Raw genomic sequence first — 25,071 nt, 5'->3', positions numbered from 1 at the left:
GCCTGATTTACAAAACACGAAGGTTTTTTACATGCTTTCCCAAAGGCAGCACTCCGCCCACGCCACAGCCCATTCGCCGGGCCGGGTGGCGGCGCCTTAGCCAATCAACGCGCGCACCACCGACGACAATTCGCGATAATGTCCGATCGTCGCCTCGGGTTTCAGCGCGGCCACCCCCTGCCCGTCCGGCCCAAACGTCACCAAAACCGACGGCACCCCGGCGGCACGGCTGGTTTCACGGTCGGTCACGGTATCACCCACCAAAACACACTGCGCCGGATCGCCGCCCGCGCGCCGCACCGCCTCGCGCAGCGGTTCAGGGTCGGGTTTGCGCACTGGCAAGGTATCGGCCCCGATCATCGCGCCGAACACATCCAGCACACCAAGCCGCGTTAGCAAAAGATGCGCCAGCTTTTCCGGCTTGTTGGTGCAGATCGCCACCCTGTACCCGGCTTGGCGTAGCTCTTCGACCGCGTCCATCGCACCGGGGTAAAGCCGCGTATGCGCGTCGATTGCGCCTTCATAGGCCTGCAACAGTAGCGGGTATTGCTGATCAACATCGGTGCCCGCACTATCGCCAAGCCTTTGAAACCCAAGGTCCAGCATCGCCCGACCGCCGCGAAACGCCGTGGCGGCATCAGCCACCGGGTCCAGAACATCTCCCGCGCCCAAGCCGCGAAAACAGGCATTGGCCGCCGCGATCAAATCCGCGCTGGTATCGGCCAAGGTGCCGTCAAGATCGAAAACCACTGTTCGCATATCGCCCGCCCATTCTTTGCACTGCGCGTTAATCCGCGCATGCCTGACATATATCGTAATCCAGTTTGATCCAACGCAGGCTTGCGCCCCAATGGCAACCAGATAAAACAGCGCTCGTGAGAGTTGTAAGGGAACCCGATGAGCACAGCATTGATCATTTTGGCCGCCGGTCAAGGAACGCGCATGAATTCGGACCTGCCCAAGGTTCTGCATCCCGTCGCCGGCGCACCGATGCTGGTGCATGCGATGAAATCTGGCGCGGCGCTTGATCCCGACCACACCGTGATCGTTGCCGGCCACGGGGCCGAGGCCGTCAGCAAAGCGGCACAGACCTATGACGAGACGGTTCAGGTGGCCATCCAGTCCGAACAGAAGGGCACGGCCCATGCCGTGGCCCAAGCCGCCCCGCTTCTTGAGGGCTACGAGGGCGACGCCATCGTTTTGTATGGCGACACCCCGTTCATCCAGCCCGAAACCCTGACTCGCATGGCACAGGCCCGAGCCCAACATGATGTGGTTGTTCTGGGGTTTGAGGCCGCCGATCCCGGCCGCTATGGGCGCTTGAAGATGACCGGGAAAGATCTTGATGCCATTGTAGAGTTCAAAGATGCGGATGACGCCACGCGCGCCATCACCTTTTGCAATTCGGGGGTGATCTGCGCATCGGCCCCGCTGTTGTTCGATCTGATCTCACAGGTGGGCAATGACAATGCCAGCGCGGAATATTACCTGACCGATATTATCGCGCTGGCCCGCGCGCGCGGGCTGTCGGCCACGGCCATTGGCTGCGACGAAGCGGAAACGATGGGCGTCAATTCACGCGCTGAACTGGCCATGGCCGAAGCCGCGTTCCAAACGCGCGAACGCGCCGAACTATTGGCGGACGGCGTGACGCTGATGGCCCCCGACACCGTGTATCTGGCCCATGACACGGTGATCGGCCGCGACAGCGTAGTTGAGCCGCATGTGGTGTTCGGCCCCGGCGTAACCGTCGAATCCGGCGCGCAGATCCGGGCGTTTTCCCATTTGGAGGGCTGTCACGTCTCGCGCGGTGCCATCGTGGGCCCCTATGCCCGCTTGCGTCCGGGCGCTGAATTGGCCGAGGACACACGGGTTGGTAATTTCGTGGAAATCAAGAACGCGGTGATCGACGCCGGGGCCAAGGTTAACCACCTAAGCTACATTGGCGATGCGCAAGTGGGTGAACACAGCAACATCGGCGCGGGCACCATCACCTGTAACTATGATGGCGTGATGAAACACAAAACCACGATCGGCCAGAACGCGTTCATCGGCTCGAACACCATGCTGGTGGCCCCTGTCACCATCGGCGACGAGGCGATGACAGGGTCCGGCTCGGTGATCACGCAGGATGTGCCCGATGGGGCCTTGGCGCTGGCCCGCAGCAAGCAGACAAACAAACCGGGCATGGCCCGCAAATTGTTCGAAATCTTAAAGAGTAAACGCGCCAATCGCGGAAAAGGGGCAGTGTAATGTGCGGTATTGTAGGCATTCTGGGCCAGCACGAAGTTGCCCCCACACTGGTCGAAGCGCTGCGGCGGCTGGAATATCGCGGTTATGACAGTGCCGGGATCGCCACGCTGAACAAGGGCGTTCTGGACCGGCGGCGCGCGGTTGGAAAACTGATCAACCTGTCGGATTTACTGGTGCACGATCCCTTGGCGGGCAAGGTCGGCATCGGACATACCCGGTGGGCCACGCATGGCGCGCCCAACCTTGCCAACACCCACCCGCACCGCGCCGGGCCGGTGGCCGTGGTGCATAACGGCATCATCGAAAACTACCGCGAGTTGCGCTTGGAACTGGCAGAGCAAGGCATTGGCCATGAAACCGACACCGATACTGAAACGGTCGCCCTTCTGACCCAGCTTTACCTTGGTCAGGGCCTTGCCCCTGTCGAGGCAGCCCGCCGCACCATAGACCGGCTGGAAGGCGCTTATGCGCTGTTGTTCCTGTTCGACGGTGAACAAGATCTATTGATCGCCGCGCGCAAAGGCAGCCCGTTGGCCATTGGTCACGGTGTGGACGAGATGTTCGTGGGCTCGGACGCCATCGCGCTGGCGCCGATGACGGATCGTGTCACCTATCTGGAAGAAGGCGATATCGCCGTCGTCACCCGATCCGGCGCCACCATCACAGATGCGGCGGGCCAGATCATTGACCGTCCCGTCAAGACCATACGCATTGGCAACACCCGCGTCGACAAGGCCGGGCACAAGCACTTCATGGCCAAGGAAATTGCCGAGCAGCCCACCGTCATCGCGGACGCGTTGTCACATTACCTGTCATCAGATGGGCGCGATGTCAGCCTTCCGGCGGGCAAATTGGATTTCAGCAGATTCGACCGCCTGACACTCGTGGCCTGTGGCACCGCCTACTATGCCTGCCTGACCGCAAAATACTGGTTCGAACAATTGGCCCGCTTGCCTGTCGAAGTCGATATCGCGTCAGAATTCCGCTATCGTGAGCCCCCGCTCAGTCCCCAAAGCGGCGCAGTTTTCGTCAGCCAGTCGGGCGAAACGGCAGATACTCTGGCGGCTTTGCGCTACTGCGCGGGCAAGGTGGACACGATCCTGTCGGTGGTCAATGTAGACGAAAGCTCGATCGCGCGGGAAAGCGATTTGGCCTTGCCCATCCATGCCGGTGCCGAAATCGGCGTGGCCTCAACCAAGGCGTTCACCTGTCAATTGACGGTGCTGTTGTTGCTGGCCCTGAAGGCCGCCAAGGACCGTGGCACAATGACCGCCGACGCGGTCGAGGACATGCTTGCAAAACTGCGCGGCCTGCCGTCGGCGATCAACGCCGCGCTGGAACTTGATGAGGTGTTCGCCCAGATCTCGCGACGCCTGTCCGAGGCGGAAGACGCCTTGTTTCTAGGTCGCGGCCTGATGTATCCACTGGCCCTTGAAGGCGCGCTTAAACTCAAGGAAATCAGCTATATACACGCCGAAGCTTATGCCTCTGGAGAGCTCAAGCATGGCCCCATTGCCCTGATCGACAAGAAAATGTCCGTTGTCGTGTTCGCACCGCGCGACCCGCTGTTCGACAAGACGGTCTCCAACATGCAAGAGGTGATGGCGCGCGGGGGCAAGGTGGTGTTGGTCACCGATCACGCTGGCGCGACCGACGCCGGGGAAGGCGTTTGGCGCACGGCTGTTATGCCCGATATCGACGCGATACTGGCCCCGATCCTCTATGCCATTCCGGCGCAATTGCTGGCCTATCACACGGCGGTCGCAAAAGGCACGGATGTGGACCAGCCGCGGAATCTGGCAAAATCAGTGACGGTGGAATAATCTCCGGCCTGTCATTCGGGCAAGCGAAACACGCGGACCTCGGGCAGGCCGGTCAGATCGGCCTCGATCAGCCGCATGGCGGCCAGTGAAATCTGGCTGCCCGCGCCCGGCAACACATCCAGAGGAATCAAATCAACCACGACCGACGTTCCCTTGTCAGGATAATCCACGCGGCCCTTGCCCGGCCGGTCGGTCAAAGGTGTCTTGAGCCAAAACCCCGGCTCGGTCGGGGCCCCAAGCGAGGCGATTGTCGTGCCAAGCTCTGCCGCACCGCTCGTGGTTTGCGCGGCGGCCACGGCCTCGGCCCTTTCGGCGTTTGTTGACGTGTCGAAACCGTCAGCGGTGCGCGCCGTCGCAACCGAAACAGTCGCGGTTTGTGCAGAGTCGTCTGATTGCGCCCCTGCCTGCTCTTCGTCTGCGCTATCATTTGACGCCGCAGGCGCGCTTGCCGCTTCACGGTCAAAAAGACCCTCGACCTGCGCACAGCCAGTCAGCGCTACACCCATAATGACACTGATCATCCAATATTTCATGCCTAAACTATACTCAGCCATCGACAGACGTTCAATCGACAACATCGGTCTTGCCCCATGCCCGGCAACGCCTTAGGTATTTTGATATGACAGCTCCATTGATCGACCCATTCCAACGCGCCATTTCTTATCTGCGCGTCTCCGTGACCGACCGTTGCGATTTTCGCTGCGTCTATTGCATGTCCGAAAACATGACCTTTCTGCCAAAGAAAGAGCTTCTGACCTTGGAAGAGCTTGACCGCATGTGTTCCACATTCGTGCGGCTTGGCGTTGAAAAGCTGCGCATCACCGGCGGTGAACCTTTGGTGCGCAAGGGCATCATGACGTTTTTCAACGCCATGTCCCGGCATCTTGAGGCCGGAACGCTGAAGGAACTGACGCTGACCACCAACGGCAGCCAGTTAGAGCGTTTTGCCGATGATCTCTATGCGGCGGGCGTGCGGCGGGTGAACATTTCACTCGACACGTTGGATGAACAGAAATTCGCCGACATCACCCGCTGGGGCCGTCTGCCACAGGTCATCAAGGGGATCGACGCGGCACAGCGCGCGGGCCTTCGCGTCAAGATCAACACCGTGGCGCTGAAAGACTTCAACGAAAATGAGCTGTTCACGCTGGTCGAGTGGTGCAAGACGCGCGACATGGACCTGACCTTTATCGAGGTCATGCCAATGGGCGATATCGGCAACGAAGACCGGCTGGACCAGTATTGGAAGCTCAGCGATCTGCGCAAGGATCTGGCGCAGAACTACACCCTGACCGAACTGAGCGAACGCACCGGCGGCCCAGCGCGGTATGTGCGGCTGGAAGAAACCGGGCAGAAGATAGGCTTTATCACGCCGCTGACGCATAATTTCTGCGAAAGCTGCAACCGCGTGCGGCTAACCTGCACCGGTGAGCTATATCTGTGCCTCGGCCAAGAGGACATGGCGGATCTGCGCGCGCCATTGCGCAACAATCCAAATGACGAAGCCCCGTTGGAAGAGGCCATTCGCCACGCCATCACCCTCAAGCCCAAGGGCCATGATTTCGACTACTCGCGGCAAACCGTGGACGGGCGCGTCTCGCGCCACATGAGCCACACCGGCGGCTGAGCGGCGCATGGGCCGACGCCCTTTGCCCCTGCGGCTTTATACGGTCGCGGCCAACCTGCTGGCGCCGGTGGCCTATAACCGCGTCAAGGCCAAGCTGCACGCCGAAGGCATCCCGCCGGACCGGTATCGTGAGCGTATGGGACATGCCACGCAGCCCCGGCCCGATGGGCCTTTGATCTGGTTTCATGCCGCCAGCGTCGGCGAAAGCCTGTCGGTGTTACGCCTGATCAGCTATATGGCGCAGGCGCATGATGATTGGCATTTCCTGATCACCTCCGGCACAGCAACATCGGGCAAGATGCTGGCCGACCGGCTGCCGCCGCGCTGCAGCCATCAGTTCGCCCCGCTTGACAGCGGCCGCGCCGTGGCGCGGTTTTTGGCCCATTGGCGGCCCGATCTGGCGGTGTTCGTCGAAAGCGAATTCTGGCCGCAAATGTTGGCCAAAACCCATGCAAGCGGCGCGCGCATGGCGCTACTGAACGCGCGTATTTCCGACAGGTCAGCCCGCAACTGGAAACGCTTTGCCACCACCGCGCGGCATCTTCTGGGGGTGTTTTCCCTGATCCACTGTCAGGACAAACGCACCGAGCGGCACTTGCGCGCCTTGGGGTTGGATCACGCACAGGTCGGCCAAAACCTGAAATCGCTGTCCGGCCCTCTGCCCGTTGACAGCGCGAAATTGCAGGCGATGCAGACCGCCACCGGCGCGCGCCCCGTTTGGGTGGCCAGTTCCACCCACCCCGGCGAGGATGACATCATGCTGGCCGCGCATCACCGCCTGCTGGCAGATCATCCCGATCTTTTACTGATCCTCGTGCCCCGCCACATCGAACGGGCGGGCCAGATCAAGAAGCTGATCGCGCAAAACGGGCTAAGTCATGCACAGCGGTCGGCCGGGGGTATGCCCGGCGCGGGCGATCAGGTGTATCTGGCCGATACGCTGGGCGAAACCGGGCTGTGGTATGCGCTGTCGCCCATCACCTGCCTGTGCGGGTCTTTTGTGCCAGTAGGCGGGCATAACCCGTATGAGCCCGCGCATGCGGGATCGGCGCTGGTGCATGGGCCGCTTTACGCCAATTTTGCCGACACCTACGCCGAGTTGGCCGCAGGCCACAACAGCACCGAAGTGCAAGACGCCGACGAACTGGCCGATGCCGTCAATCATTGGCTGGACAACCCGCCCGCCTTGCAAGACGCGCGTGACCGTGCGGCGCGGTTTGCCGCGGCACAAGAAGACGCACTGGACGCGCTGGCGCTGGACCTTTCGGCGCTGGTCGATCCGGTGTAAAAGCGCGCGAAATCAGCTTAGCCTAGGCCACCCGCCATGCCCCATCCTGCCGACACGATCGACGTGATCGCCCCGAATTTCAAATCCCGGATGTCGGGCGTTACCTCGACCGTGTTTCGGTTGGTGCCAATTCAGGCGCGCCGCATGGCCGTGGCAACCTGCGGGCCGAACATCCCCGACGATATCCCGCAAATTCCACCCGCCTGCCTACCCACGCTTGGCCATCGCCGCCGAGTCTGGCACGCGCGGCGCAACAATGAAATGCTGGCCGGGATCGCGCTGAAATACCTGTTGCGCAAGGATTTAAAGCTGATGTTCACCTCGGCTGCGCAGCGTGACCACAAGCCGCTGACCAAGTGGATGATCCGGCGCATGGACAAGGTGGTGGCAACCTCGGCCAAATCCGCGTCATTCCTCAAGGTTCCGGCACAGGTGATCCACCATGGCATCGACGTGGACCGCTTTGCCCCCGTGGCCGACAAGACGGCGCTGCGCGCCGAACTGGGCCTGCCGCAGAACAAAGTTCTGGTTGGCTGTTTCGGGCGCATCCGTCCGCAGAAAGGCAACGACCTGTTCACCGACATGATGCTGCGGCTTTTGCCCGACCGCCCCGATGCGGTGGCCGTGATGATGGGCGGCGTGACCGACCAGTTCCGCGCGTTTCATCAGGGGCTGGTCGACAAGGTTACCGCCGCCGGATTGCAGGATCGGTTCCTGTTCCTGCCCGAAGATCCGCATTGGGATGTGTCGCGCTGGTTCAAGGCGCTGGACCTGTATATCGCCCCACAAAGATGGGAGGGCTTCGGCCTGACCCCGCTTGAGGCCATGGCCTGCGGCAGCCCGGTGGTGGCCACGCGCGTCGGTGCGTTTGAAGAACTGGTGCAGGACGGGCAAACCGGCACATTGGTCGATGTCGAGGATCTGGAGGCGATGACAGCAGCCACCGCCCGCCTGCTGGACGATGCCGACCTGCGCGCGGAATGGTCACGCAATGCGCGCACCCATGCCGCCGACCATTGCCGGATCGAACAAGAGGCCGAGGCGCTCTGCGCGATTTACCGGGGCCTGCTGGACGCGGCGTAAGAGCGGTGGACCGGGCGTGTAGAGTCTGTTTTCAATGCGCGAAACAGCGGCCGCAGCCCGCCGCGCATCGCCGGGCTGCCGTAACCGCCACCCTCACCCCAAGGGCATGCGCTGCTCGACAATTCCGGCCCACCAGCTGCACCCCGCGGGAATGGCATCATCGTTGAAATTGTAATCGGGGTTATGAACCATGGCCGTATCGCCATTGCCGACAAGGATATAGGCGCCGGGCCGCTCTTCTAGCATAAAGGCGAAATCTTCGCCGCCCATGACCAGCGGCGCATCAGCACATTGCCCCGAAACCGAGCGCGCCACCTCGGCGGCAAAGGCGGTTTGCGCCTCGTGGTTGACCATCACCGGGTAGTTGCGTTCGTAGTTCAAAACAGCTTGCCCGCCAAAACCCGCCGGCAGGCTATCACAAATCGCCTGCATGCGGGTTTCGATCAGATCGCGTATCTCGGCGCTCAGGCTGCGGGCGGTGCCAATCAACTCGACCCGGTCGGGGATCACGTTGAACGCGTCCGAACTGGTTTTGAGCGCGGTCACGGACAGCACGGCTTGTTCGGTTGGGTCGGCATTACGGCTGACGATGGATTGGAGCGCCAGCACAAGATGGCTGGCGATCATCACCGGATCGACCGTATCATGGGGCTTGGCCGCATGGCCGCCCCGCCCGGTCACGGTGATTTCAAACTTGTCAGTGGCGGCAAAAAACGGCCCCGGACGGATGGCAAAGGTGCCGGTTGGCACACCGGGCCAGTTGTGCATCCCGTAAACTTCCTGAATGCCAAAGCGGTCCATCAACCCATCGGCGCACATCTCGCGGCCACCGCCGCCGCCCTCTTCGGCGGGCTGAAAGATGACCACGCAGGTGCCATCGAAATTGCGTGTCTCGGCCAGATACTGCGCCGCCCCCAGCAACATGGCGGTGTGCCCGTCATGGCCGCAGGCATGCATCTTGCCCGGCGTCTGGCTGGCATAGTCCAGCCCGGTGGTTTCATGGATCGGCAACGCGTCCATATCCGCGCGCAGACCTACCACCTTGCCCGAGCCCGTGGTGCGCCCTTTGATGACCCCGACAACCCCGGTGCGCCCCAGCCCGGTGACGACCTCGTCACAGCCAAAGGCGCGCAGATTGTCGGCCACCAGCTCCGCGGTGCGGTGGGTGTCGAACAAAAGTTCGGGGTGGACATGAATATCGCGCCGCCACGCGGTGATCTGATCATGCAATTCGGCAAATCGATTTTTGACGGGCATATCAAGCGTTTCCTGTTCAAAGAAATTCCACGTTTGGACGCGACGCTACAGCCCGGCACAGGCGGCGTCAAACGACACGCGTCACAGGTTTGGGGGCGCTGCCCCCGTCGCGCAAGCGCGACTCCCCCGGAGTATTTTTGGAACAATGAAGACCGCGGCCTTACAGGGCGGCGTGTCGAAAAGAAAATCCATGTTGCACGCGGCCCCCTTCAAGAACCGAATGACGCAGCTTGCACCTATTTTCAGGACATACGCCTCCCGTGCATTCAAAAATTGAAAAAATGTCCGCGATACAAGACAAGCCTGCCATGGATAAAAGCTTGAACGGCGGCAAATTTAGGCACATTTGGGAAAAAATTCCGATTTCGGAGGAAAGACCATGTTTGAGACATTAGGCTTTGGGACCCTGACCGCACCGCAGGCGGCCGTTTGGCTCGCGCTTGGCTTGGGCGCGCTGTTTGGCGCGCTGGCACAAGTCACGCGGTTTTGCCTGCGTCGTGCCATCGTGGCCGGGGAAGATCGCCGTCAGGCCGCCGGGGTCTGGCTGACCGCACTGGCCGTCGCCGTGTTGGGCACACAGCTTGCCGTGGCTCAAGGCTGGATCGCGTTTGACGATCATCGGTTCATGGCCACCGACCTGCCGGTTCTGGCCATCGTTGCAGGCGGGGTGATGTTTGGCATCGGCATGGTGTTGACACGCGGGTGCATCTCGCGGCTGACGGTCCTGAGCGGGGCAGGCAACTTGCGCGCGATCACGGTGCTGGTGGTGTTCGCCATCACCGCGCATGCGGCGCTGAAAGGCGTTTTGGCCCCGGTCCGGACCGCCCTCGGGGGGCACACCATCAGCTTGGAGAGCGCCGCACTGCCGGGTGCCCCGGCAATATGGGCCGGGCTCATCGCGATCGCCGCGCTGGCCTATGGGCTAAGGTCGGGCAACCGTCCGGGTGTGTTGGTTTTGGCCGGTCTGATCGGTGCGCTTGTGCCGATGGGATGGGTCGGAACAGGGTTTGTTCTGTATGACGATTTCGACCCCATTGCGATGCAGTCGCTTTCGTTCACCTCATCCGCCGCCGATGGGTTGTTCTACGCGGTTGCGTCGACCGCTGTCGGAGCCAATTTCGGGACAGGCTTGATCGGCGGCGTTCTGGTCGGGGCGGTGCTGGCGGCACTGCTGACCGGGCGGTTCGAATGGCAAAGCTTTGACAGCCCACGCCAGACCGGGCGCTATCTTGCCGGGGCGGTCCTGATGGGGCTGGGCGGCGTGCTGGCGGGCGGATGCACCGTTGGCGCGGGGCTGGCCGGTGTGCCGACCCTGTCGCTGGCGGCGGTGCTGGCACTGGGCGCGATCATCGCAGGCGGTATGCTGGCCGACCGAGTGTTGCGCGGCGTACAGCAGCCCAAGCCCGACGCCATCCCGGCAGAGTAATACCGGCCCATGCCGGACCTAAACCAACCAAAGGCCCCCGCACATGTGTGTTGGGGGCCTTGCGCTGCACTGTCGGAAGGCTATGATGCACAACCTCAGAATCCTGTACGAGGCGTTATGACAGTGTATGAATACAAGGTGATCCCCGCCCCTTCGAAGGGCCGCAAAGTTGCCGGGGTCAAAGGTGCTGAGGCGCGGTTCGCGCATACGCTAGAAGCCGAGATCAATGACCTTGCCGCCGAAGGCTGGGACTACCTGAGATCCGACATCCTGCCGTCCGAAGAGCGGCAGGGGCTGACCTCGACCCATACGGTGTATCGGTCCGTTCTGGTGTTTCGGCGCGCCTTGTTGCCCGCAGAGGTGACCGAGCCCCCCAAGGACGCAGAGCCCGAGACACAGCAGCAGCAAATCGAGGTTGAAAACGAGGCTGACCCTGACGACATAGCAGATAATGAGCCACCATCGGCGGAAACCGATCCCTCACGCTGACGGCGGCGACGCGCTGGCTTGGACGGCGGACAGGAGGACGTTGCTTTGATCATCGGCGATCTGTGACCTCTGCACAGCCACCCGTTTTTGGCACCCCCGCAAGTTTTTTTATCGAAACAGGCGTGCGACCCCTTCAATTCGCGCGCGTTTAGCCTAAAATCATCGCTCCGAGTCGCAAAGGTAAAGCCATGTCCAAAACAGATCCCTTCGGGTTCGACATGTCGATTTCGTCCGCCAAGAAGAAAAATCCGCGCGGGCGTCGCGGCATGTCCGGCGCGTCCGAGACCTCGACCCGCGTTTGCGAGAAAGACGGCTGCGAGAAAGCCGGCAAGTATCGCGCGCCCAAGGCGCCAGACGTGTTGGATGAATTCTATTGGTTCTGCCAAGAGCATGTGCGCGAATACAATCAGCAATGGAACTTTTTCCACGGCACCACCGAGGCCGAGATGAACGCGCAGATGTCCAAGGACAAGGTGTGGGAGCGCGAGACCAAGACATTCGTCGATCCCGAAACCCGGGCGTGGGCGCGGTTGGGCATCGAAGATCCGCATCAAGTGTTGGGCGAAAACGCCACCAAGAATCCGGGCCGCAAAAAGGCCGGCGGGCGCAAATTGCCGCCGACCGAGCGTCGCGCCCTCGAAGTGCTGGAGGCCGAGGACAATTGGACTCAGGCAGATATCCGCAAATCCTACAAAAAACTGATCAAGGTGTTGCACCCTGACATGAACGGGGGCGACCGCAGCCAAGAAGAACAATTGCAACTGGTCGTTTGGGCTTGGGATCAGATCAAGGCGAGCCGCAACTTCAAGTAACGCGCCGCGATCACGCGGGCTTGAACACCAGACTGACCCCGTTCAGGCAATGCCGCTTGCCGGTCGGCTGGGGGCCGTCGTCAAAAATATGGCCCAAATGGCTGCCGCAGCGGCTACAATGGCATTCGGTGCGCGGGATCAGCAGCTTCCAGTCGCGCTTGGTGCCGATGGCCGAGGGCTTGATCGGTTGCCAGAAACTGGGCCAGCCTGTGCCACTGTCGTATTTGTGTTCGCTGGAATACAGCGGCTGATCGCAGCCACGGCAATGATACAGGCCGGGGTCGTATTGCTTGTCCAAAGGCGAGCTGTAGGCAGGTTCGGTGCCGTCACGGCGCATCACCTGATATTGCCGGTCTGTCAGCATGGCCTGCCATTCAGCGTCCGAGCGGGTGACCTCGAATTTGTCATCCGAGGCGACAGCGGGCCGGGCCAAAGACAGCCCAGCGGCTGCGCCCAAAGCGGCTGAAACAAAACTGCGTCGGTGCATGGTCGGTCTCCCTTCAGGGGTTTGTGTATTAAATGTGCAGGCTGTGGGGCCGTTGCGCAATGCCCGGCCCCACACAATCAGGTGATGCTTACGACTGGGGGGGAAGGATCACCCGATCCACAACGTGGATGACACCATTTGATTGGTCGACATCCGCGATTGTTACATTGATCGTGCGCCCGCGTTCATCCTCAAGCATGATCTGGTCACCCTTATAGGTGGCCTGAAGCGTGCAAGACCCAAGGGTCGGCACCGGATGCACGCCGCCGTCATCGTCAATCATGCCCTTGATCGCCATCGACATGGCATCGGCACCCACGACGTGACATTTCAGGATATTGGCCAGTTGGCCCTTGGCTTCGGGTTGCAGCAGCGCTTCGACAGTGCCGTCTTTCAGCATTCCAAACGCATCATTCGTGGGGGCAAACACGGTAAACGGCCCTTCGGAATTCAACACATCGACCAGACCGGCTGCTTGCACAGCGGCGACCAGTGTTGTGTGATCCGCCGAATTGACAGCGTTTTCGACGATGGTTTTGTTGGCATACATCGCCGCCCCACCGACCATCGGGTTTTCGGCAGAGGCCGCGCTGACCGAAAGGCCAATGGCAGTGGCAGCAACAGCGGCAAAAGTCTTGGTGGTAAACATATCAAGTTCTCCTGTTATGGCGTCGCGGGCGCATCGGCCCGCCACAAGGCGTGACGGGCCTTATTGCCCGTCGACACCCCTAGCCACGCAGAGGACAGGAAAGAGTTTCAAAGAAAATGGTCACAGCTTCGTGATCGGCCCGGCGGCCAGCACATCGCCCGTCGGCGCGCCGGTAGGTGATCCGCCCGGCGGCTCATCCGAGATGGCCAGTATCGCACCGTCAAGCTGTGGTCGCAGCGCCGCTGGCACCTCTAGATCGGCGCGCGCGGTGTCGGGCAAAACCCCAAGCGATTGCGGCGCATCCTCGCCCGCGATCACCCACAGCTCAAGCGCGCGGCCAGCACGCGCCCCGCCCTGCTGGCGCTCGACAAACAAGCGGCCTTGCGATCCGTCATAGGCGGCCGACACCACAAGGCTGCGGTCTTCTGCGGCCAATTCGGCCTGATAGCTGGGGTTGGCGGGCGGCATCGGGCCACGGTCCAAAATGCCCGTGCCAAGACCCACAGCCAAAGCCAGCCCCGCAGCAGCGGCCACGCCCAAGCCCCACCGCAGCCAAGCAGGGCCCGCGCGGCGGCTTGGGCGTCCGAACAGACGAGCCTCGATCCGGCGGAAGCTGTCGGGCGGCGGTGCGACCGGTTCAATTCGATCGGTCAACATGGCCAGATCCTCGGCCCAATCCGCATAAGCCGCGCGCAGTTGCGCATCCGTCGCAAGCCGCGCCTCAAAGGCGGCGGCCTCGTCAGGCGACAGTAAACCAAGGGCATATTCCCCGGCCAGGGCCTTGTCGGCCTCGTGATCTGGTGTCTCATCGCTCATCGCGACAGGCACTCCCTTAGGGTTAGCAGGCTGCGGCGCAGCCATGTCCGCATCGTATTCAGCGGCACATCAAAGCGTTGGGCAAGATCGGCATAGGTCTCACCCTCAAGATAAGCGCCGCGCACGGCATCGGCATGACCGTCCGACAGTTCATCCAGACAGCCTTGCAAATGCGCGCTGTCTGATGCCGCAATTGCCGCGTGCTCGGGGCCACAACCGGGATCGGCTTGCGCCTCAAGCACCGCTGTGTCCGACACGACGCCAACCGCCGGACGTCGGCGCTTACGGTCCACCGCCGCATTGCGCGCGATCGTGATCAGCCATGTCATCGGGCTTAGCCCGTTGACGCGGTATCGCCCTGCATTGCGCCAAACGCGCAAATACACCTCCTGCAGAACCTCTTCGGCTTCGGCGCGATCATTCAATACACGCAAGATCACGCCAAAAAGTTTCGCCGAGGTGGCCGAATAGACATCGGAAAACGCTGATCTGTCCCCCAAAGCCACCCGGCCAATCCAATATTCCAAGTCCGCGCGCGTGTTCAAAACAACCCTGTCCAACTTTCTCGTCAGTGCAAGATTAGCGCGTGTTTAACCGCCGTCGACAGGTCGTGCCCTTCCCCTTGCCCTTTGCTGCAATATGTTGCACCACGGACATCAACCTGAGACACCCGAATGAAGGACCGCGCGAATGGCTGACGGCAGCATGGACATGAACGCAAAACCAACCGAAGAGATTTCCGTGCGCGAGGTGTTCGGGATCGATTCCGACATGATCGTCAAAGGCTTTGCCGATCGCACCGATCGCGTGCCCGAGCATGACAGCACCTACAAGTTTGATCCCGACACCACGCTGGCCATCCTTGCCGGGTTCAGCCACAACCGCCGGGTGATGATCCAAGGCTATCACGGTACGGGCAAATCCACGCATATTGAACAGGTGGCCAGCCGCCTGAACTGGCCCTGTGTCCGCGTCAACCTCGACAGCCATATCAGCCGGATCGACCTGATCGGCAAGGACGCGATCAAGCTCAAAGACGGTGTGCAGGTCACCGAGTTTCACGAGGGCATCCTGCCTTGGGCGCTGCGCAACCCCACGGCCATCGTGTTCGATGAATACGACGCGGGCCGCGCCGATGTGATGTTTGTGATCCAGAGAGTGCTGGAGGTGGACGGCAAGCTGACGCTGTTGGACCAGAACGAAGTGATCACACCCAACCCCTATTTCCGCCTATTCGCCACCGCGAACACCGTGGGGCTTGGCGACACCACCGGGCTGTATCATGGCACACAGCAGATCAACCAAGGCCAGATGGACCGCTGGAGCCTTGTGGCCACACTGAATTATCTCAGCCATGATGCCGAAACCAATATCGTGTTGGCCAAGAACCCGCTTTACAACACCGCCGAAGGCCGCAAGATCGTCAGCCAGATGGTCACCGTCGCCGACCTCAGCCGCTCGGCCTTTATGAATGGTGAGCTGTCTACGGTGATGAGCCCCCGAACCGTGATCGCTTGGGCGCAAAACGCCACGATCTTCCGCGATGTCGGCTACGCGTTCCGCCTGACCTTCTTGAACAAATGCGACGAACTGGAACGCCAGACCGTGGCCGAGTTCTATCAGCGCTGCTTTGACGAGGAACTGCCCGAAAGCGCCGCCAGCCTGAGCTTGGGGTAATTGCCGGGGCACTCTCCCTGCTCTGGCGTGCCAGTCTCACGGGATCGCCTGAACAGGCGCAAGCGCATCTTGGCATACGGAGACCGTCATGACCAAACCAACCGATAACCCCGCCGATCCGTTCAAAAAGGCTTTGGCCGAGGCCACCAAGGTGATGGCCGACGACCCGGACCTGATGGTCAGTTACTCGGTCGATCCGGCGGGCCTGACCGGCGATGCCATGCGCCTGCCCCAGGTCAGCCGCCGCATGACCCGCGACGAGGTGCTTCAGGCGCGCGGCACCGCCGACGCGCTGGCCCTGCGTCACCGGTATCACGATGCCGCCACCCATGCCCGCTACAACCCGTCGGGCGAAATGGCCCGCGATCTTTACGAGGCGATGGAAACCGCCCGCTGCGAGGCCATTGGCGCCCGCACCATGCCCGGCACCGCCGGCAATATCGACGCCCGGATCGGCGTCGACGCCGAGCGCATGGGCTATGGCGATATCACCGATCCGGCGCAGGCGCCGCTTGCCACCGCGGCGGGCTATCTGGTGCGCCATCTGGCCACCGGCCGCGATCTGCCGCCCGCCGCCCAGAATGTCATGAATCTGCGCCGCGATTTCATCGAGGCCGAAGCCGGCGGCACGCTGGAAGGCCTTGAGGATACACTGGCCGATCAGGCCGCCTTTGCCCGCTTTGCCCGCAAGGTGATCGAGGATCTGGGCTATGGCGATCAATTGGGCGACGATCCCGACGCGCCCGATGACGACCAAGACGATCAGGCCGAAGAAACGCCAGAAGAAGACGAACAGCCCGACAGCAGCGGGCAAGACGACAGCGATGACAGCGACGCCGACGCCGATCCCGAGCAGGCTCAGGATCAGCAGATGGACGAGCAGCAGGCACAGGTCTCGTCCGATGACATGGCCGAAGACGAGATGAGCGACGAGACCGAGCTGCCCGAAGGTGAAGCCCCGCTTGAGCCGCCCGCGCCCGCCCCGATCTCGGACGCCGACCCCGGCTATACCGTCTTCAGCACCGCGTTCGACGAGGAAATCCGCGCCGAGGATCTGGCCGAACCGATCGAATTGGAGCGTCTGCGCGCCTATCTTGATCAACAGCTAGAGCCGCTCAAAGGCGCGGTCAGCCGTCTGGCCAACAAGTTGCAACGCCGCCTTCAGGCACAACAAAACCGATCGTGGGAGTTTGACCGCGAAGAAGGCATTCTGGACGCAGGCCGTCTGGCCCGCGTGGTGGCTAATCCCACGACGCCCCTGTCGTTCAAGGTGGAAAAAGACACCGAATTTCGCGACACCGTGGTCACGCTTTTGCTGGACAATTCCGGCTCGATGCGTGGGCGCCCGATTTCCATCGCCGCGATCTGCGCCGATGTTCTGGCCCGCACGCTTGAGCGCTGCAACGTCAAGGTCGAAGTGCTGGGCTTTACCACCCGCGCGTGGAAAGGCGGCCAAAGCCGCGAGACATGGCTGAACGAAGGCCGCGCGCAACTGCCCGGACGCCTGAACGATCTGCGCCACATCATCTACAAATCCGCAGATTCGCCGATGCGGCGCACCCGTGACAATCTTGGCCTGATGATGAAAGAAGGCCTGCTGAAGGAAAACATCGACGGCGAGGCGCTGGAATGGGCGCATCGCCGCTTGGCCGGCCGCAAAGAGGCGCGCAAGATCCTCATGGTCATCTCCGACGGCGCACCGGTGGACGATTCCACCCTGTCGGTGAACCCCGCCAACTACCTTGAAAAACACCTGCGCGACGTGATCGCCATGGTCGAGCGCAGCAAAGCCGTGGAACTATTGGCCATCGGCATCGGCCATGACGTGACCCGCTATTATGACCGCGCGGTCACCATCACCGATGTTGATCAACTGGCCGGGGCAATGACCGAACAACTTGCCGCCCTGTTCGATTCCGATCCACGTGCCCGCGCCCGCGTCATGGGAATGAAACGCGCCGGCTGATCACAGGCGCAACACCGCCCTTTCATTGTTCCCCAAATACTCCGGGGGAGTCGCCGCAAGGCGACGGGGGCAGCGCCCCCTGCTTTCCCCCGGCCCTCTCAAGCCCGGCGTTGATCTTCGCACGCACGTTCACTAGCAATGTCTCGCAAGCCAAGCGCGCACGGCCATTTCGCAGGAGCCCCCGATGTTTCAATCCTTTGACGACACCGCCCGCCCCGATCAGGGCCCGCCACGTCTGGCACAGCTGCGCGTGGCAATGGCGGACCACGCTCTGGCCGGGTTTCTGGTGCCGCGCGCCGATGCCCATCAGGGCGAATACGTCGCGCCGCATGACGACAGGTTGGCGTGGCTGACGGGGTTCACCGGCTCGGCGGGGTTTTGCGCGGTGTTGCCCGCTATCGCCGGGGTGTTCGTTGATGGCCGCTATCGCGCACAGGTGCGTGTGCAGATCGACACCGATCATTTTACACCGGTGGATTGGCCCGACACCAAACTGGCCCTTTGGCTCAAGGAACATCTGCCCGATGGTGGCACGGTCGGGTTCGATCCATGGCTTTACACCCCGGCCCAGATCGGGGCGGTCGAAGCCGACCTGACGGATAGCGCAATCGTCCTGAAACCGGTTGAGAATCTGGTCGACCGCATCTGGCCCGATCAACCCAGCCCGCCGCAAGGCGCGGTGCGTGTGTATCCGCAAGACCTTGCAGGTGAGACACAAGGCGACAAACGCCGCCGGTTGGCCGCGACGTTGCGCACTGCAGGCCACGCGGCGGCGGTGATCACCCTGCCCGACTCGATCGCGTGGCTTTTAAACATCCGCGGCAGCGACATCCCCCGCAACCCGGTGCCGCATGGCTTTGCCGTGCTGCATGACGACGCGCATCTAAGCCTGTATATCGACCCCCAAAAGCTGAACGATAGCCTGCGAGACCATCTGGGAGACGAGGTAACACTCCGCCCGCCAAGCGCTTTCATCGCCGGCCTGCGCAGCCTGACCGGCCGCGTGCGGCTGGACAAGGACAGCGTGCCGGTTCGTGTGGTGCAGGAACTGGATGAGGCCGCCGTGCCCCATGTCTGGGGCGACGATCCTTGTGTTTTGCCCAAAGCGACCAAAACCCGCGCTGAAATCACCGCCACCCAAGAGGCGCATTTGCGCGACGGCGCCGCGCTATGCGAGTTTCTGGCATGGTTTCACACCCAAGCCCCCGGCACGATCACCGAGATTGACGTGGTCACCCGGCTGGAAGAGGCCCGCCGCGCCACCGGTGAACTGCTGGATATCAGCTTTGACACCATTGCCGGGTCCGGCCCGCACGGCGCTTTGGCGCATTACCGGGTGACGCACACCACCAACCGTGTCTTGCAAGACGGCGATCTGCTGGTGCTGGATGGCGGCGGGCAATATCTCGATGGCACCACCGACATCACCCGCACCCTGCCCGTGGGCCGTGTCGGCGAGGATGAGCGCGCCGCCTTTACCCGTGTGCTGCAAGGCATGATCGCGATGAGCCGCGCGCGCTGGCCGCGCGGGCTGGCCGGGCGCGATCTGGACGCGCTGGCGCGCTATCCGCTGTGGCTGGCCGATCAGGACTACGCCCATGGCACCGGCCATGGCGTGGGCGTGCATCTATGCGTGCATGAAGGCCCGCAGCGTCTGGCCCGCACCGGCACGGTGCCGTTGCAGCCCGGCATGATCCTCTCGAACGAGCCGGGCTATTACCGCGAGGGGGCGTTTGGCATCCGGATCGAAAACCTGCTGGTCGTGCGCGAGGCCACGGCCCTGCCCGGCGGCGACGCAGGCGACAAGCTGTGCTTTGAAACGCTCAGTTTCGTGCCCATCGACACCCGGCTGATCGTGGCGGATATGCTCAGCGCGCCTGAGCGCGACTGGCTCAATTCCTATCATGCCGCATGCCGCGACAAAATCGGGTCTCGGATATCTGCGCCCGCTCGTCTATGGTTCGACCAAGCAACCGCGCCTTTGCAACACTGACGTTACAAAAGCCGGGCAATCAAAAGCAAAAAGTTGAAGACGTGAAAGGGACGGACATGGCCGATATTACGATTCGTAAAGCCGAGGGCACATGGGTGGTGCGCGCAGGCGGCGCTGTACTGGGCGAAAGCAAAGACGCATTGGAGCTGTCCGAGCCGGGCTATCCCGACGTGATCTATTTCCCCCGCGACGACATCGCGATGGCCTTTCTGGACGAAACAGACCACCGCACCACCTGCCCGCACAAGGGCGAAGCGCGATATTTTTCGATCATCACCAAAAGCCATACACTGGACAATGCCGCATGGAGCTATGAAGCCCCACAAGACACCGTCGCGCGCATCAAAAACCACCTCGCCTTCCACCCCAGCGACAAGGTGGCCGTCGAACGGGTGTAATTCAAAGGTTTGGGTCGCGCCTGATATAACGCGCGGCCTGACAACATCCCTCCGAAATTCTACCCCTAGCTGTGTTCTTCAGCCGATACCGCCGCCAAGGCGCGGTTATAGGCCTTGAGCGCATCGACATGGAACAGCGCGCCTTTGAGTTCCGGCGGCTGGCCCTCGCCTTTCAGGGTCACGACCGGGATGAACGGCACGGCAGACCGGTCGAAGACCGGCATTGCGGCCTCAAGCGTGGCGTTGCTGTCGATATAGACACCGTCCTCAATCAACTCCCATAGCTGCTCGTCCTTGGCAGCGCGATCATGATCGGGGCCGCGCATCAGCCGCTCGACCCGGAACATCGCCAGAAGATAAGCCTGCGGCCCCGCCGCCAGCCGCGTGCCGCGCCTCTCAAGCTGTGTCAAAAAGAACGACCGGCGCACCAAGCGCCCGCCAAGCGCGGTCGACATCGACACCGCGACCATCACCGCAAGGCCGGTTTGCCAGTCTCCGGTCAATTCGAACACGATCAACGTGGTTGAAATCGGCGCGCCCAGAACCGCGGCGGCCACCGCCCCCATCCCGGCCAACGCATATAACGTGGCCGACCCGGACACATCGGGAAACAGGCCCGTGGCGATCGAGCCAAAGGCCAGCCCCGTCAACGCACCGACCATTAGCGAGGGTGAAAACACGCCGCCGCCCATCCGCCCACCGATGGTAATCGCCACGGCCAGCACCTTGAGCACGGTAAAAATCACCGCCTCATGCAGCAGCAACTGCCCGGTCAGCGCCGCCGAGGTCGTCTCGTAGCCGACGCCGATGATATGCGGGAACCAGATCGCCACTGCCCCCAACAGCCCTCCGGCCACCGCCGGGCGCAACCAGCGCGGCAAGCGGATACGTTTTTGGAAATAGGTGCCCATGTCCTCGGCGAACAGGATGGAATGCATCAACACCGTCGCCACCAGCCCACAGACCAGCCCAAGCAGCAAAAAGGCCGGCAGTTCCACGTAGAACTCCAGCACGCTGGTCGTTGGCAAGGTGAACTCGGTGATATCCCCGAATTCTAGCCGGTTGATGATGGTGCCCGCCACACTGGCGATCACGATCGGCGCAAAGGCATGCAGGGCAAAGTGGCGCAACACCACCTCAAGCGCGAACAGCGCCCCCGCAATCGGCGCGTTAAAGCTGGCCGAAACGGCCGCAGCCACCGCGCAGCCCAACAAATCGCGCCCGGTGATCCCGTCGGCATTGATCCGGTCACTGACCCAACTGGAGATGACACCGGCCATATGCACCACCGGCCCCTCGCGGCCCGATGAGCCGCCCGTGCCCAATGTGATCATCGACGCCAGCGCCGAAGCCACCCCCTCGCGTTGCTCGACCCGGCCATCGTTCAGCGCGGCCCCTTCGATCACGTCAGACACGCTGCGCACCCGCGCGTCATCGGTGAAGTGGTGCAAGATCAGCCCGACGATCAGCCCCCCGGCAATCGGCGTCAGCAAAATCCAATACCACGGCAAGGTTTCGGCCAAGGAATGCAACAGCCCCGGATCATCGGCACCATAAATCATTGCCTGTAATGCATTGATTCCCTTTCGGAAAAACAACGCCGCGACGCCGGCCGCGATGCCGATGGCCAAAGCGATCAGCCAAAACTGGAACTGGCTGGGCCCACGCGCCAACAACACTTTCCAACCATTTCGCAACGCCGCAATGGCCGCTGCGGCCTTTTGTCTGTAGATGGATTGGTCCTTGTCGGTCATGGCCCACCGATTTCCCCTGTTGCGATCTTTTCCCTGCCGCGTGCTTGTCCTACTGTGCGCCGAATTCACGTGCAGAGGAAAGCAAAGCATGAGTGTGCAGGACGCAATCGCCGAAATTTCCACATGTCTAGGCCAACGGCTGACCCGGTCCAAGTCCGATCTGGATTTGCACGGGCGCAGCGAAAGTCATTTTGCCCTCAGCCGCCCTGATGCAGTGGCTTACCCCGAAACCACGCAAGAAGTGGCAATGATCGTGCGCGCCTGCGCCAAGGCTGGCTGCCCGGTGATCGGATGGGGCACGGGCACCTCGCTTGAGGGGCAGGCGCAAGCGTTTCAGGGCGGAATCAGCGTGGATTTCACCCGGATGAACAAGATTCTGGATATCCGTCAGCAGGACATGGACGTCACCGTTCAGCCCGGTGTCACCCGGCAAAGCCTGAACGATGACTTGCGCGCCACCGGCCTGTTCTTTCCCGTCGATCCGGGCGCGAATGCCTCGCTTGGCGGCATGGCCTCGACCCGCGCCAGCGGCACCACCGCCGTGCGCTATGGCACGATGCGCGACAATGTGCTGGCATTGGAAGTGGTCACCGCAACGGGTGAGATCATCCGCACCGGCACACGGGCACGCAAATCCTCAAGCGGGTATGACCTGACGGGGCTGTTCGTCGGCGCCGAGGGCACACTGGGGCTGGTCACCGAACTGACGCTGCGACTGCATGGCCAGCCCGAGGCGATTTCAAGCGCGGTCTGCGGCTTTGAAACTGTCAGCGGGGCGGTGCAAGCGGTGATCGACACGATCCAGATGGGCTTGCCGATGGCGCGGATCGAATTGATGGACGCCGCCAGCGTCGCCGCGGTCAATGCCTATTCGGGCATGACCCTGCCAGAACGTCCGCATCTGCTGTTGGAGTTTCACGGCTCGGACGCAGGCGTGGCCGAACAGGCGGAAACCTTTGGCCTAATCGCGGCAGAACATGGCGGCAGCGGCTTTGACTGGGCCACCCGCGCCGAGGACCGCACCGCGCTATGGACCATGCGGCACAACGCCTATCACGCGATCATGGCATCAAAGCCCGGCGCCCGCGCGCTGGTGACCGACAATTGCGTGCCGATTTCGCGGTTGGCCGAAGCAATCGAAGGCACACAGGCCGATCTGGCAGAGGCGGGATTGCCCGGCCCGATCCTTGGCCATGTCGGCGACGGCAATTTCCACGCCATCCTGATGTTTGACGAGACGGACGCCGACGCGGTGGCCCGCGCCAAGGCCGTGTCGGACAAGATGGTGAACCGCGCGCTGGATCTGGGCGGCACCGCCACCGGCGAACATGGCGTCGGCATCGGCAAGCTGGAGTATATGGCGCGCGAACATGGCGGCGCATGGCAAATGATGGGCGCGATAAAAACCGCGCTGGACCCGCAGAACATCATGAACCCCGGAAAATTGGTGCCCCCCCGCGAATAACCGGCGGTGTAGCTGAATTTTGGAAAATTCCGGCCGGAAAACGGTGTTTTCCGGGACAGGGGGCGCTGCCCCCGTCGCGCAAAGCGCGACTCCCCAGGAGTATTTTTGGAACAATGAAGGGCTGTCAGCCTGCCATCAGGGCGGTGGCCGCGGCGCGCGCCTCGTCAGTGATACGGTCGCCCGACAACATGCGGGCGATTTCATCGGTGCGGTCGCGATCTGTCAGCGGCACCACGCTGGACAGGGTTTGATCATCAGTGACTTTCTTCTGCACCCGCCAATGATGAGCGCCGCGCGCGGCCACCTGCGGCGAATGGGTGACCACCAGAACCTGTCCACCATCAGCCAATTGCGCCAGCCTGCGGCCCACCGCATCGGCGGTGGCACCGCCAACGCCGCGATCAATTTCGTCGAAGATCATGGTCAGCCCGCTATCGGTGCCCGTGAGGCAGACCTTGAGCGCCAGCAAAAAGCGGCTGAGTTCGCCGCCCGAGGCGATTTTGTTCAAGGGGCCGGACGGCGCGCCGGGGTTGGTGGCCACGGTGAAGGTGACGGTATCGCGCCCATCGGGGCCGGCGTCGCCCGGGCTGATTTGGGTACTGAAGACTGCGCGTTCCATTTTCAGCGGCGCCAGTTCGGCGCTGACCGCGTGATCGAGATCTTTGGCGGCACCGGTGCGGGCGTCGCTGAGCGCATCGGCCGCCGCATCATAAGCCGCCTGCGCGGTGGCCAGATCCTCGGCCAGCGCCTTGATATCTGCATCGCCCTGATCCAGTGCGGCCAGCTTGCCCCGCAGATTAGTGGCGAAATCCCCCAGATCATCGGCGGCGACCCCATGTTTGCGGGCCATCGCGCGGATGGCGAACAGGCGTTCTTCGCAGTCTTCCAATTCGGACGGGTTGAAGCTTAGCCCGTCGAGACAGCGGGCCACGCCCTGTGTGGCCTCATCCAGTTCCACCATTGCGCGACCGAGGGCGGCCATTGGCGCGTCGAGCTGCCCCTCGGCCTGATCGGAGACGCCTTCCAGCCAGCGCAAAGCGTCACTGGCCGCGCCTTCGGCCCCATCGAGGCCAAGCGCGGCGTGGGCGCGCAGGATATCCTCGCGGATACGCTCGGATTGCTGCATCAGGCGACGCCTTGTATCCAGTGTTTCTTCCTCGCCGGGTTGCGGATCAAGCGCGTCAAGTTCAGCGACGGCATGGCGCAGGAATTCTTCTTCGGCGCGCACCGCGTCAAGCGCGGTTTCGGCGGCCTGCAAAGCTTTGCGCGCTTGCGCCACAGCGCGCCATTTGGTGCGGGTTTCGGCCCTGAGCGGGTCAAGCCCGCCATAAGTATCCAACAAGGCGCGGTGGCCTTTGGGGTCAAGCAGACCGCGATCATCGTGCTGGCCGTGCAACTCGACCAGCGTGTCAGACAAGCGGCGCAGCACCTCGCCGGAGCAGCGGCGGTCATTCACCCAGGCTGTCTTGCGCCCGTCGCGGGCATTGACCCGGCGCAAGATCAATTCATCACCTGCGGGCAAACCGGCCTCGTCCAAAACAGCCCGGGCCGGGTGCCCGGTTGGCAGATCAAACTCGGCCACAACCTCGCCCTGATCGGCCCCTTGCCGCACCAGTTCGGCCCGGCCGCGCCAACCAAGAACAAAGCCCAGCGAATCCAGAAGGATGGATTTGCCCGCCCCGGTTTCCCCGGTCAGCACGTTCAACCCCGGCTGAAAGGCCAGTTCCAGATGATCGATAATCAATATGTCGCGAATATCAAGCGCACGCAGCATCGGATGTGTCCCCGCGGCGGAGTGGTCCCCGCCG

At 62.3% G+C, this 25,071-nt stretch carries 22 protein-coding genes; 13 read left to right on the top strand and 9 right to left on the bottom strand.

Annotated features, from left to right (window positions below; genetic code table 11):
- Positions 1 to 96: 96 nt before the first annotated feature.
- Entirely contained in the window at positions 97 to 759 is a 663-nt protein-coding gene (locus HAT86_RS00315; protein ID WP_167192601.1) for an HAD-IIIA family hydrolase, read from the bottom strand.
- Between the two features lie 138 nt (positions 760 to 897).
- Between HAT86_RS00315 and glmU the strand changes: the two genes are divergently transcribed.
- Positions 898 to 2,253, top strand: coding sequence for a bifunctional UDP-N-acetylglucosamine diphosphorylase/glucosamine-1-phosphate N-acetyltransferase GlmU (glmU, locus tag HAT86_RS00310; protein ID WP_167192600.1), 1,356 nt, complete (start codon positions 898 to 900; stop codon positions 2,251 to 2,253).
- Positions 2,253 to 4,076 carry a glutamine--fructose-6-phosphate transaminase (isomerizing) gene (gene glmS, locus HAT86_RS00305; protein WP_167192599.1) on the top strand — a complete coding sequence of 608 codons (1,824 nt, stop codon included), beginning with the start codon at positions 2,253 to 2,255 and terminating at the stop codon, positions 4,074 to 4,076. The genes glmU and glmS overlap by 1 nt, the downstream gene beginning before the upstream one ends.
- An 11-nt stretch (positions 4,077 to 4,087) precedes the next feature.
- On the opposite strand, the gene HAT86_RS00300 is transcribed toward glmS, so the two are convergent.
- Positions 4,088 to 4,609: a hypothetical protein gene (locus HAT86_RS00300; RefSeq protein ID WP_167192598.1), complete on the bottom strand. Its 522-nt coding sequence runs from the start codon at positions 4,607 to 4,609 to the stop codon at positions 4,088 to 4,090.
- An 86-nt stretch (positions 4,610 to 4,695) separates the two neighbouring features.
- Between HAT86_RS00300 and moaA the strand changes: the two genes are divergently transcribed.
- From moaA to HAT86_RS00285, 3 genes are read left to right on the top strand one after another with little or no spacing between them, the layout of a single operon-like run.
- Positions 4,696 to 5,703 carry a GTP 3',8-cyclase MoaA gene (gene moaA / locus HAT86_RS00295; protein ID WP_167192597.1) on the top strand — a complete coding sequence of 336 codons (1,008 nt, stop codon included), beginning with the start codon at positions 4,696 to 4,698 and terminating at the stop codon, positions 5,701 to 5,703.
- Positions 5,704 to 5,710: 7 nt separating this feature from the next.
- Positions 5,711 to 6,991 carry a 3-deoxy-D-manno-octulosonic acid transferase gene (locus HAT86_RS00290; RefSeq protein ID WP_167192596.1) on the top strand — a complete coding sequence of 427 codons (1,281 nt, stop codon included), beginning with the start codon at positions 5,711 to 5,713 and terminating at the stop codon, positions 6,989 to 6,991.
- 36 nt (positions 6,992 to 7,027) lie between these two features.
- Entirely contained in the window at positions 7,028 to 8,074 is a 1,047-nt protein-coding gene (locus HAT86_RS00285; protein WP_167192595.1) for a glycosyltransferase family 4 protein, read from the top strand.
- 93 nt (positions 8,075 to 8,167) lie between these two features.
- Here HAT86_RS00285 and HAT86_RS00280 read toward each other — a convergent pair whose 3' ends face one another.
- On the bottom strand, positions 8,168 to 9,331 hold the full coding sequence (locus tag HAT86_RS00280) for a M20 aminoacylase family protein (protein ID WP_167192594.1): 1,164 nt from the start codon (positions 9,329 to 9,331) through the stop codon (positions 8,168 to 8,170).
- Between the two features lie 379 nt (positions 9,332 to 9,710).
- Here HAT86_RS00280 and HAT86_RS00275 point away from each other — a divergent pair, with 379 nt between their 5' ends.
- The 3 genes from HAT86_RS00275 (at position 9,711) to HAT86_RS00265 (ending at position 12,058) form a co-directional block, all read left to right on the top strand.
- Entirely contained in the window at positions 9,711 to 10,757 is a 1,047-nt protein-coding gene (locus HAT86_RS00275; RefSeq protein ID WP_167192593.1) for a YeeE/YedE family protein, read from the top strand.
- Between the two features lie 117 nt (positions 10,758 to 10,874).
- Entirely contained in the window at positions 10,875 to 11,246 is a 372-nt protein-coding gene (locus tag HAT86_RS00270) for a DUF4177 domain-containing protein (protein ID WP_196780454.1), read from the top strand.
- A 188-nt stretch (positions 11,247 to 11,434) separates the two neighbouring features.
- Positions 11,435 to 12,058, top strand: coding sequence for a J domain-containing protein (locus tag HAT86_RS00265; protein WP_167192592.1), 624 nt, complete (start codon positions 11,435 to 11,437; stop codon positions 12,056 to 12,058).
- A gap of 10 nt (positions 12,059 to 12,068) precedes the next feature.
- Here HAT86_RS00265 and msrB read toward each other — a convergent pair whose 3' ends face one another.
- From msrB to HAT86_RS00245, 4 genes are all read right to left on the bottom strand, one after another.
- The gene (gene msrB / locus HAT86_RS00260; protein ID WP_167192591.1) at positions 12,069 to 12,545 is read right to left on the bottom strand and encodes a peptide-methionine (R)-S-oxide reductase MsrB; all 477 of its coding nucleotides are present in this window, start codon (positions 12,543 to 12,545) and stop codon (positions 12,069 to 12,071) included.
- Between the two features lie 88 nt (positions 12,546 to 12,633).
- Positions 12,634 to 13,194: a fasciclin domain-containing protein gene (locus HAT86_RS00255; protein WP_167192590.1), complete on the bottom strand. Its 561-nt coding sequence runs from the start codon at positions 13,192 to 13,194 to the stop codon at positions 12,634 to 12,636.
- Positions 13,195 to 13,314: 120 nt separating this feature from the next.
- Positions 13,315 to 14,010, bottom strand: a complete 696-nt coding sequence (locus HAT86_RS00250; protein WP_167192589.1) for an anti-sigma factor — start codon at positions 14,008 to 14,010, stop codon at positions 13,315 to 13,317.
- Entirely contained in the window at positions 14,007 to 14,555 is a 549-nt protein-coding gene (locus tag HAT86_RS00245; protein ID WP_167192588.1) for a sigma-70 family RNA polymerase sigma factor, read from the bottom strand. Before HAT86_RS00245 ends, HAT86_RS00250 begins: the two co-directional genes overlap by 4 nt.
- Before the next feature lie 145 nt (positions 14,556 to 14,700).
- Between HAT86_RS00245 and cobS the strand changes: the two genes are divergently transcribed.
- The 4 genes from cobS (at position 14,701) to HAT86_RS00225 (ending at position 20,044) form a co-directional block, all read left to right on the top strand.
- A complete protein-coding gene (cobS, locus tag HAT86_RS00240; RefSeq protein WP_167192587.1) occupies positions 14,701 to 15,687 on the top strand; it encodes a cobaltochelatase subunit CobS in 987 nt (328 codons plus the stop codon).
- Between the two features lie 88 nt (positions 15,688 to 15,775).
- Positions 15,776 to 17,653 carry a cobaltochelatase subunit CobT gene (gene cobT, locus HAT86_RS00235; RefSeq protein ID WP_167192586.1) on the top strand — a complete coding sequence of 626 codons (1,878 nt, stop codon included), beginning with the start codon at positions 15,776 to 15,778 and terminating at the stop codon, positions 17,651 to 17,653.
- Positions 17,654 to 17,837: 184 nt separating this feature from the next.
- On the top strand, positions 17,838 to 19,646 hold the full coding sequence (locus HAT86_RS00230) for an aminopeptidase P family protein (RefSeq protein WP_167192585.1): 1,809 nt from the start codon (positions 17,838 to 17,840) through the stop codon (positions 19,644 to 19,646).
- 56 nt (positions 19,647 to 19,702) lie between these two features.
- Positions 19,703 to 20,044, top strand: coding sequence for a DUF427 domain-containing protein (locus HAT86_RS00225; RefSeq protein ID WP_167192584.1), 342 nt, complete (start codon positions 19,703 to 19,705; stop codon positions 20,042 to 20,044).
- A gap of 65 nt (positions 20,045 to 20,109) precedes the next feature.
- Here HAT86_RS00225 and HAT86_RS00220 read toward each other — a convergent pair whose 3' ends face one another.
- The gene (locus tag HAT86_RS00220) at positions 20,110 to 21,798 is read right to left on the bottom strand and encodes a chloride channel protein (RefSeq protein WP_167192583.1); all 1,689 of its coding nucleotides are present in this window, start codon (positions 21,796 to 21,798) and stop codon (positions 20,110 to 20,112) included.
- An 88-nt stretch (positions 21,799 to 21,886) separates the two neighbouring features.
- Here HAT86_RS00220 and HAT86_RS00215 point away from each other — a divergent pair, with 88 nt between their 5' ends.
- Positions 21,887 to 23,263, top strand: coding sequence for an FAD-binding oxidoreductase (locus HAT86_RS00215; RefSeq protein ID WP_167192582.1), 1,377 nt, complete (start codon positions 21,887 to 21,889; stop codon positions 23,261 to 23,263).
- Positions 23,264 to 23,387: 124 nt separating this feature from the next.
- On the opposite strand, the gene recN is transcribed toward HAT86_RS00215, so the two are convergent.
- On the bottom strand, positions 23,388 to 25,037 hold the full coding sequence (gene recN, locus HAT86_RS00210; RefSeq protein WP_167192581.1) for a DNA repair protein RecN: 1,650 nt from the start codon (positions 25,035 to 25,037) through the stop codon (positions 23,388 to 23,390).
- Positions 25,038 to 25,071: the final 34 nt, after the last annotated feature.

The sequence above is a fragment of the Roseovarius gahaiensis genome (assembly GCF_011601345.1).
Taxonomy (GTDB): Bacteria; Pseudomonadota; Alphaproteobacteria; order Rhodobacterales; family Rhodobacteraceae; genus Roseovarius; species Roseovarius gahaiensis.
This window is presented reverse-complemented; position numbering and strand designations above follow the sequence as displayed.

Excerpts from the sequence above, each read along its gene's own strand:
- recN (WP_167192581.1), bottom strand. The coding sequence starts at position 25,037 with ATGCTGCGTGCGCTTGATATTCGCGACATATTGATTATCGATCATCTG.
- HAT86_RS00225 (WP_167192584.1), top strand. The coding sequence starts at position 19,703 with ATGGCCGATATTACGATTCGTAAAGCCGAGGGCACATGGGTGGTGCGC.
- HAT86_RS00265 (WP_167192592.1), top strand. The coding sequence starts at position 11,435 with ATGTCCAAAACAGATCCCTTCGGGTTCGACATGTCGATTTCGTCCGCC.
- HAT86_RS00300 (WP_167192598.1), bottom strand. The coding sequence starts at position 4,609 with ATGAAATATTGGATGATCAGTGTCATTATGGGTGTAGCGCTGACTGGC.
- HAT86_RS00285 (WP_167192595.1), top strand. The coding sequence starts at position 7,028 with ATGCCCCATCCTGCCGACACGATCGACGTGATCGCCCCGAATTTCAAA.
- moaA (WP_167192597.1), top strand. The coding sequence starts at position 4,696 with ATGACAGCTCCATTGATCGACCCATTCCAACGCGCCATTTCTTATCTG.
- glmS (WP_167192599.1), top strand. The coding sequence starts at position 2,253 with ATGTGCGGTATTGTAGGCATTCTGGGCCAGCACGAAGTTGCCCCCACA.
- HAT86_RS00275 (WP_167192593.1), top strand. The coding sequence starts at position 9,711 with ATGTTTGAGACATTAGGCTTTGGGACCCTGACCGCACCGCAGGCGGCC.
- glmU (WP_167192600.1), top strand. The coding sequence starts at position 898 with ATGAGCACAGCATTGATCATTTTGGCCGCCGGTCAAGGAACGCGCATG.
- HAT86_RS00230 (WP_167192585.1), top strand. The coding sequence starts at position 17,838 with ATGTTTCAATCCTTTGACGACACCGCCCGCCCCGATCAGGGCCCGCCA.
- HAT86_RS00215 (WP_167192582.1), top strand. The coding sequence starts at position 21,887 with ATGAGTGTGCAGGACGCAATCGCCGAAATTTCCACATGTCTAGGCCAA.
- HAT86_RS00315 (WP_167192601.1), bottom strand. The coding sequence starts at position 759 with ATGCGAACAGTGGTTTTCGATCTTGACGGCACCTTGGCCGATACCAGC.
- cobS (WP_167192587.1), top strand. The coding sequence starts at position 14,701 with ATGGCTGACGGCAGCATGGACATGAACGCAAAACCAACCGAAGAGATT.
- HAT86_RS00255 (WP_167192590.1), bottom strand. The coding sequence starts at position 13,194 with ATGTTTACCACCAAGACTTTTGCCGCTGTTGCTGCCACTGCCATTGGC.
- cobT (WP_167192586.1), top strand. The coding sequence starts at position 15,776 with ATGACCAAACCAACCGATAACCCCGCCGATCCGTTCAAAAAGGCTTTG.
- HAT86_RS00280 (WP_167192594.1), bottom strand. The coding sequence starts at position 9,331 with ATGCCCGTCAAAAATCGATTTGCCGAATTGCATGATCAGATCACCGCG.
- HAT86_RS00220 (WP_167192583.1), bottom strand. The coding sequence starts at position 21,798 with ATGACCGACAAGGACCAATCCATCTACAGACAAAAGGCCGCAGCGGCC.
- HAT86_RS00290 (WP_167192596.1), top strand. The coding sequence starts at position 5,711 with ATGGGCCGACGCCCTTTGCCCCTGCGGCTTTATACGGTCGCGGCCAAC.
- HAT86_RS00270 (WP_196780454.1), top strand. The coding sequence starts at position 10,875 with ATGACAGTGTATGAATACAAGGTGATCCCCGCCCCTTCGAAGGGCCGC.
- HAT86_RS00250 (WP_167192589.1), bottom strand. The coding sequence starts at position 14,010 with ATGAGCGATGAGACACCAGATCACGAGGCCGACAAGGCCCTGGCCGGG.
- msrB (WP_167192591.1), bottom strand. The coding sequence starts at position 12,545 with ATGCACCGACGCAGTTTTGTTTCAGCCGCTTTGGGCGCAGCCGCTGGG.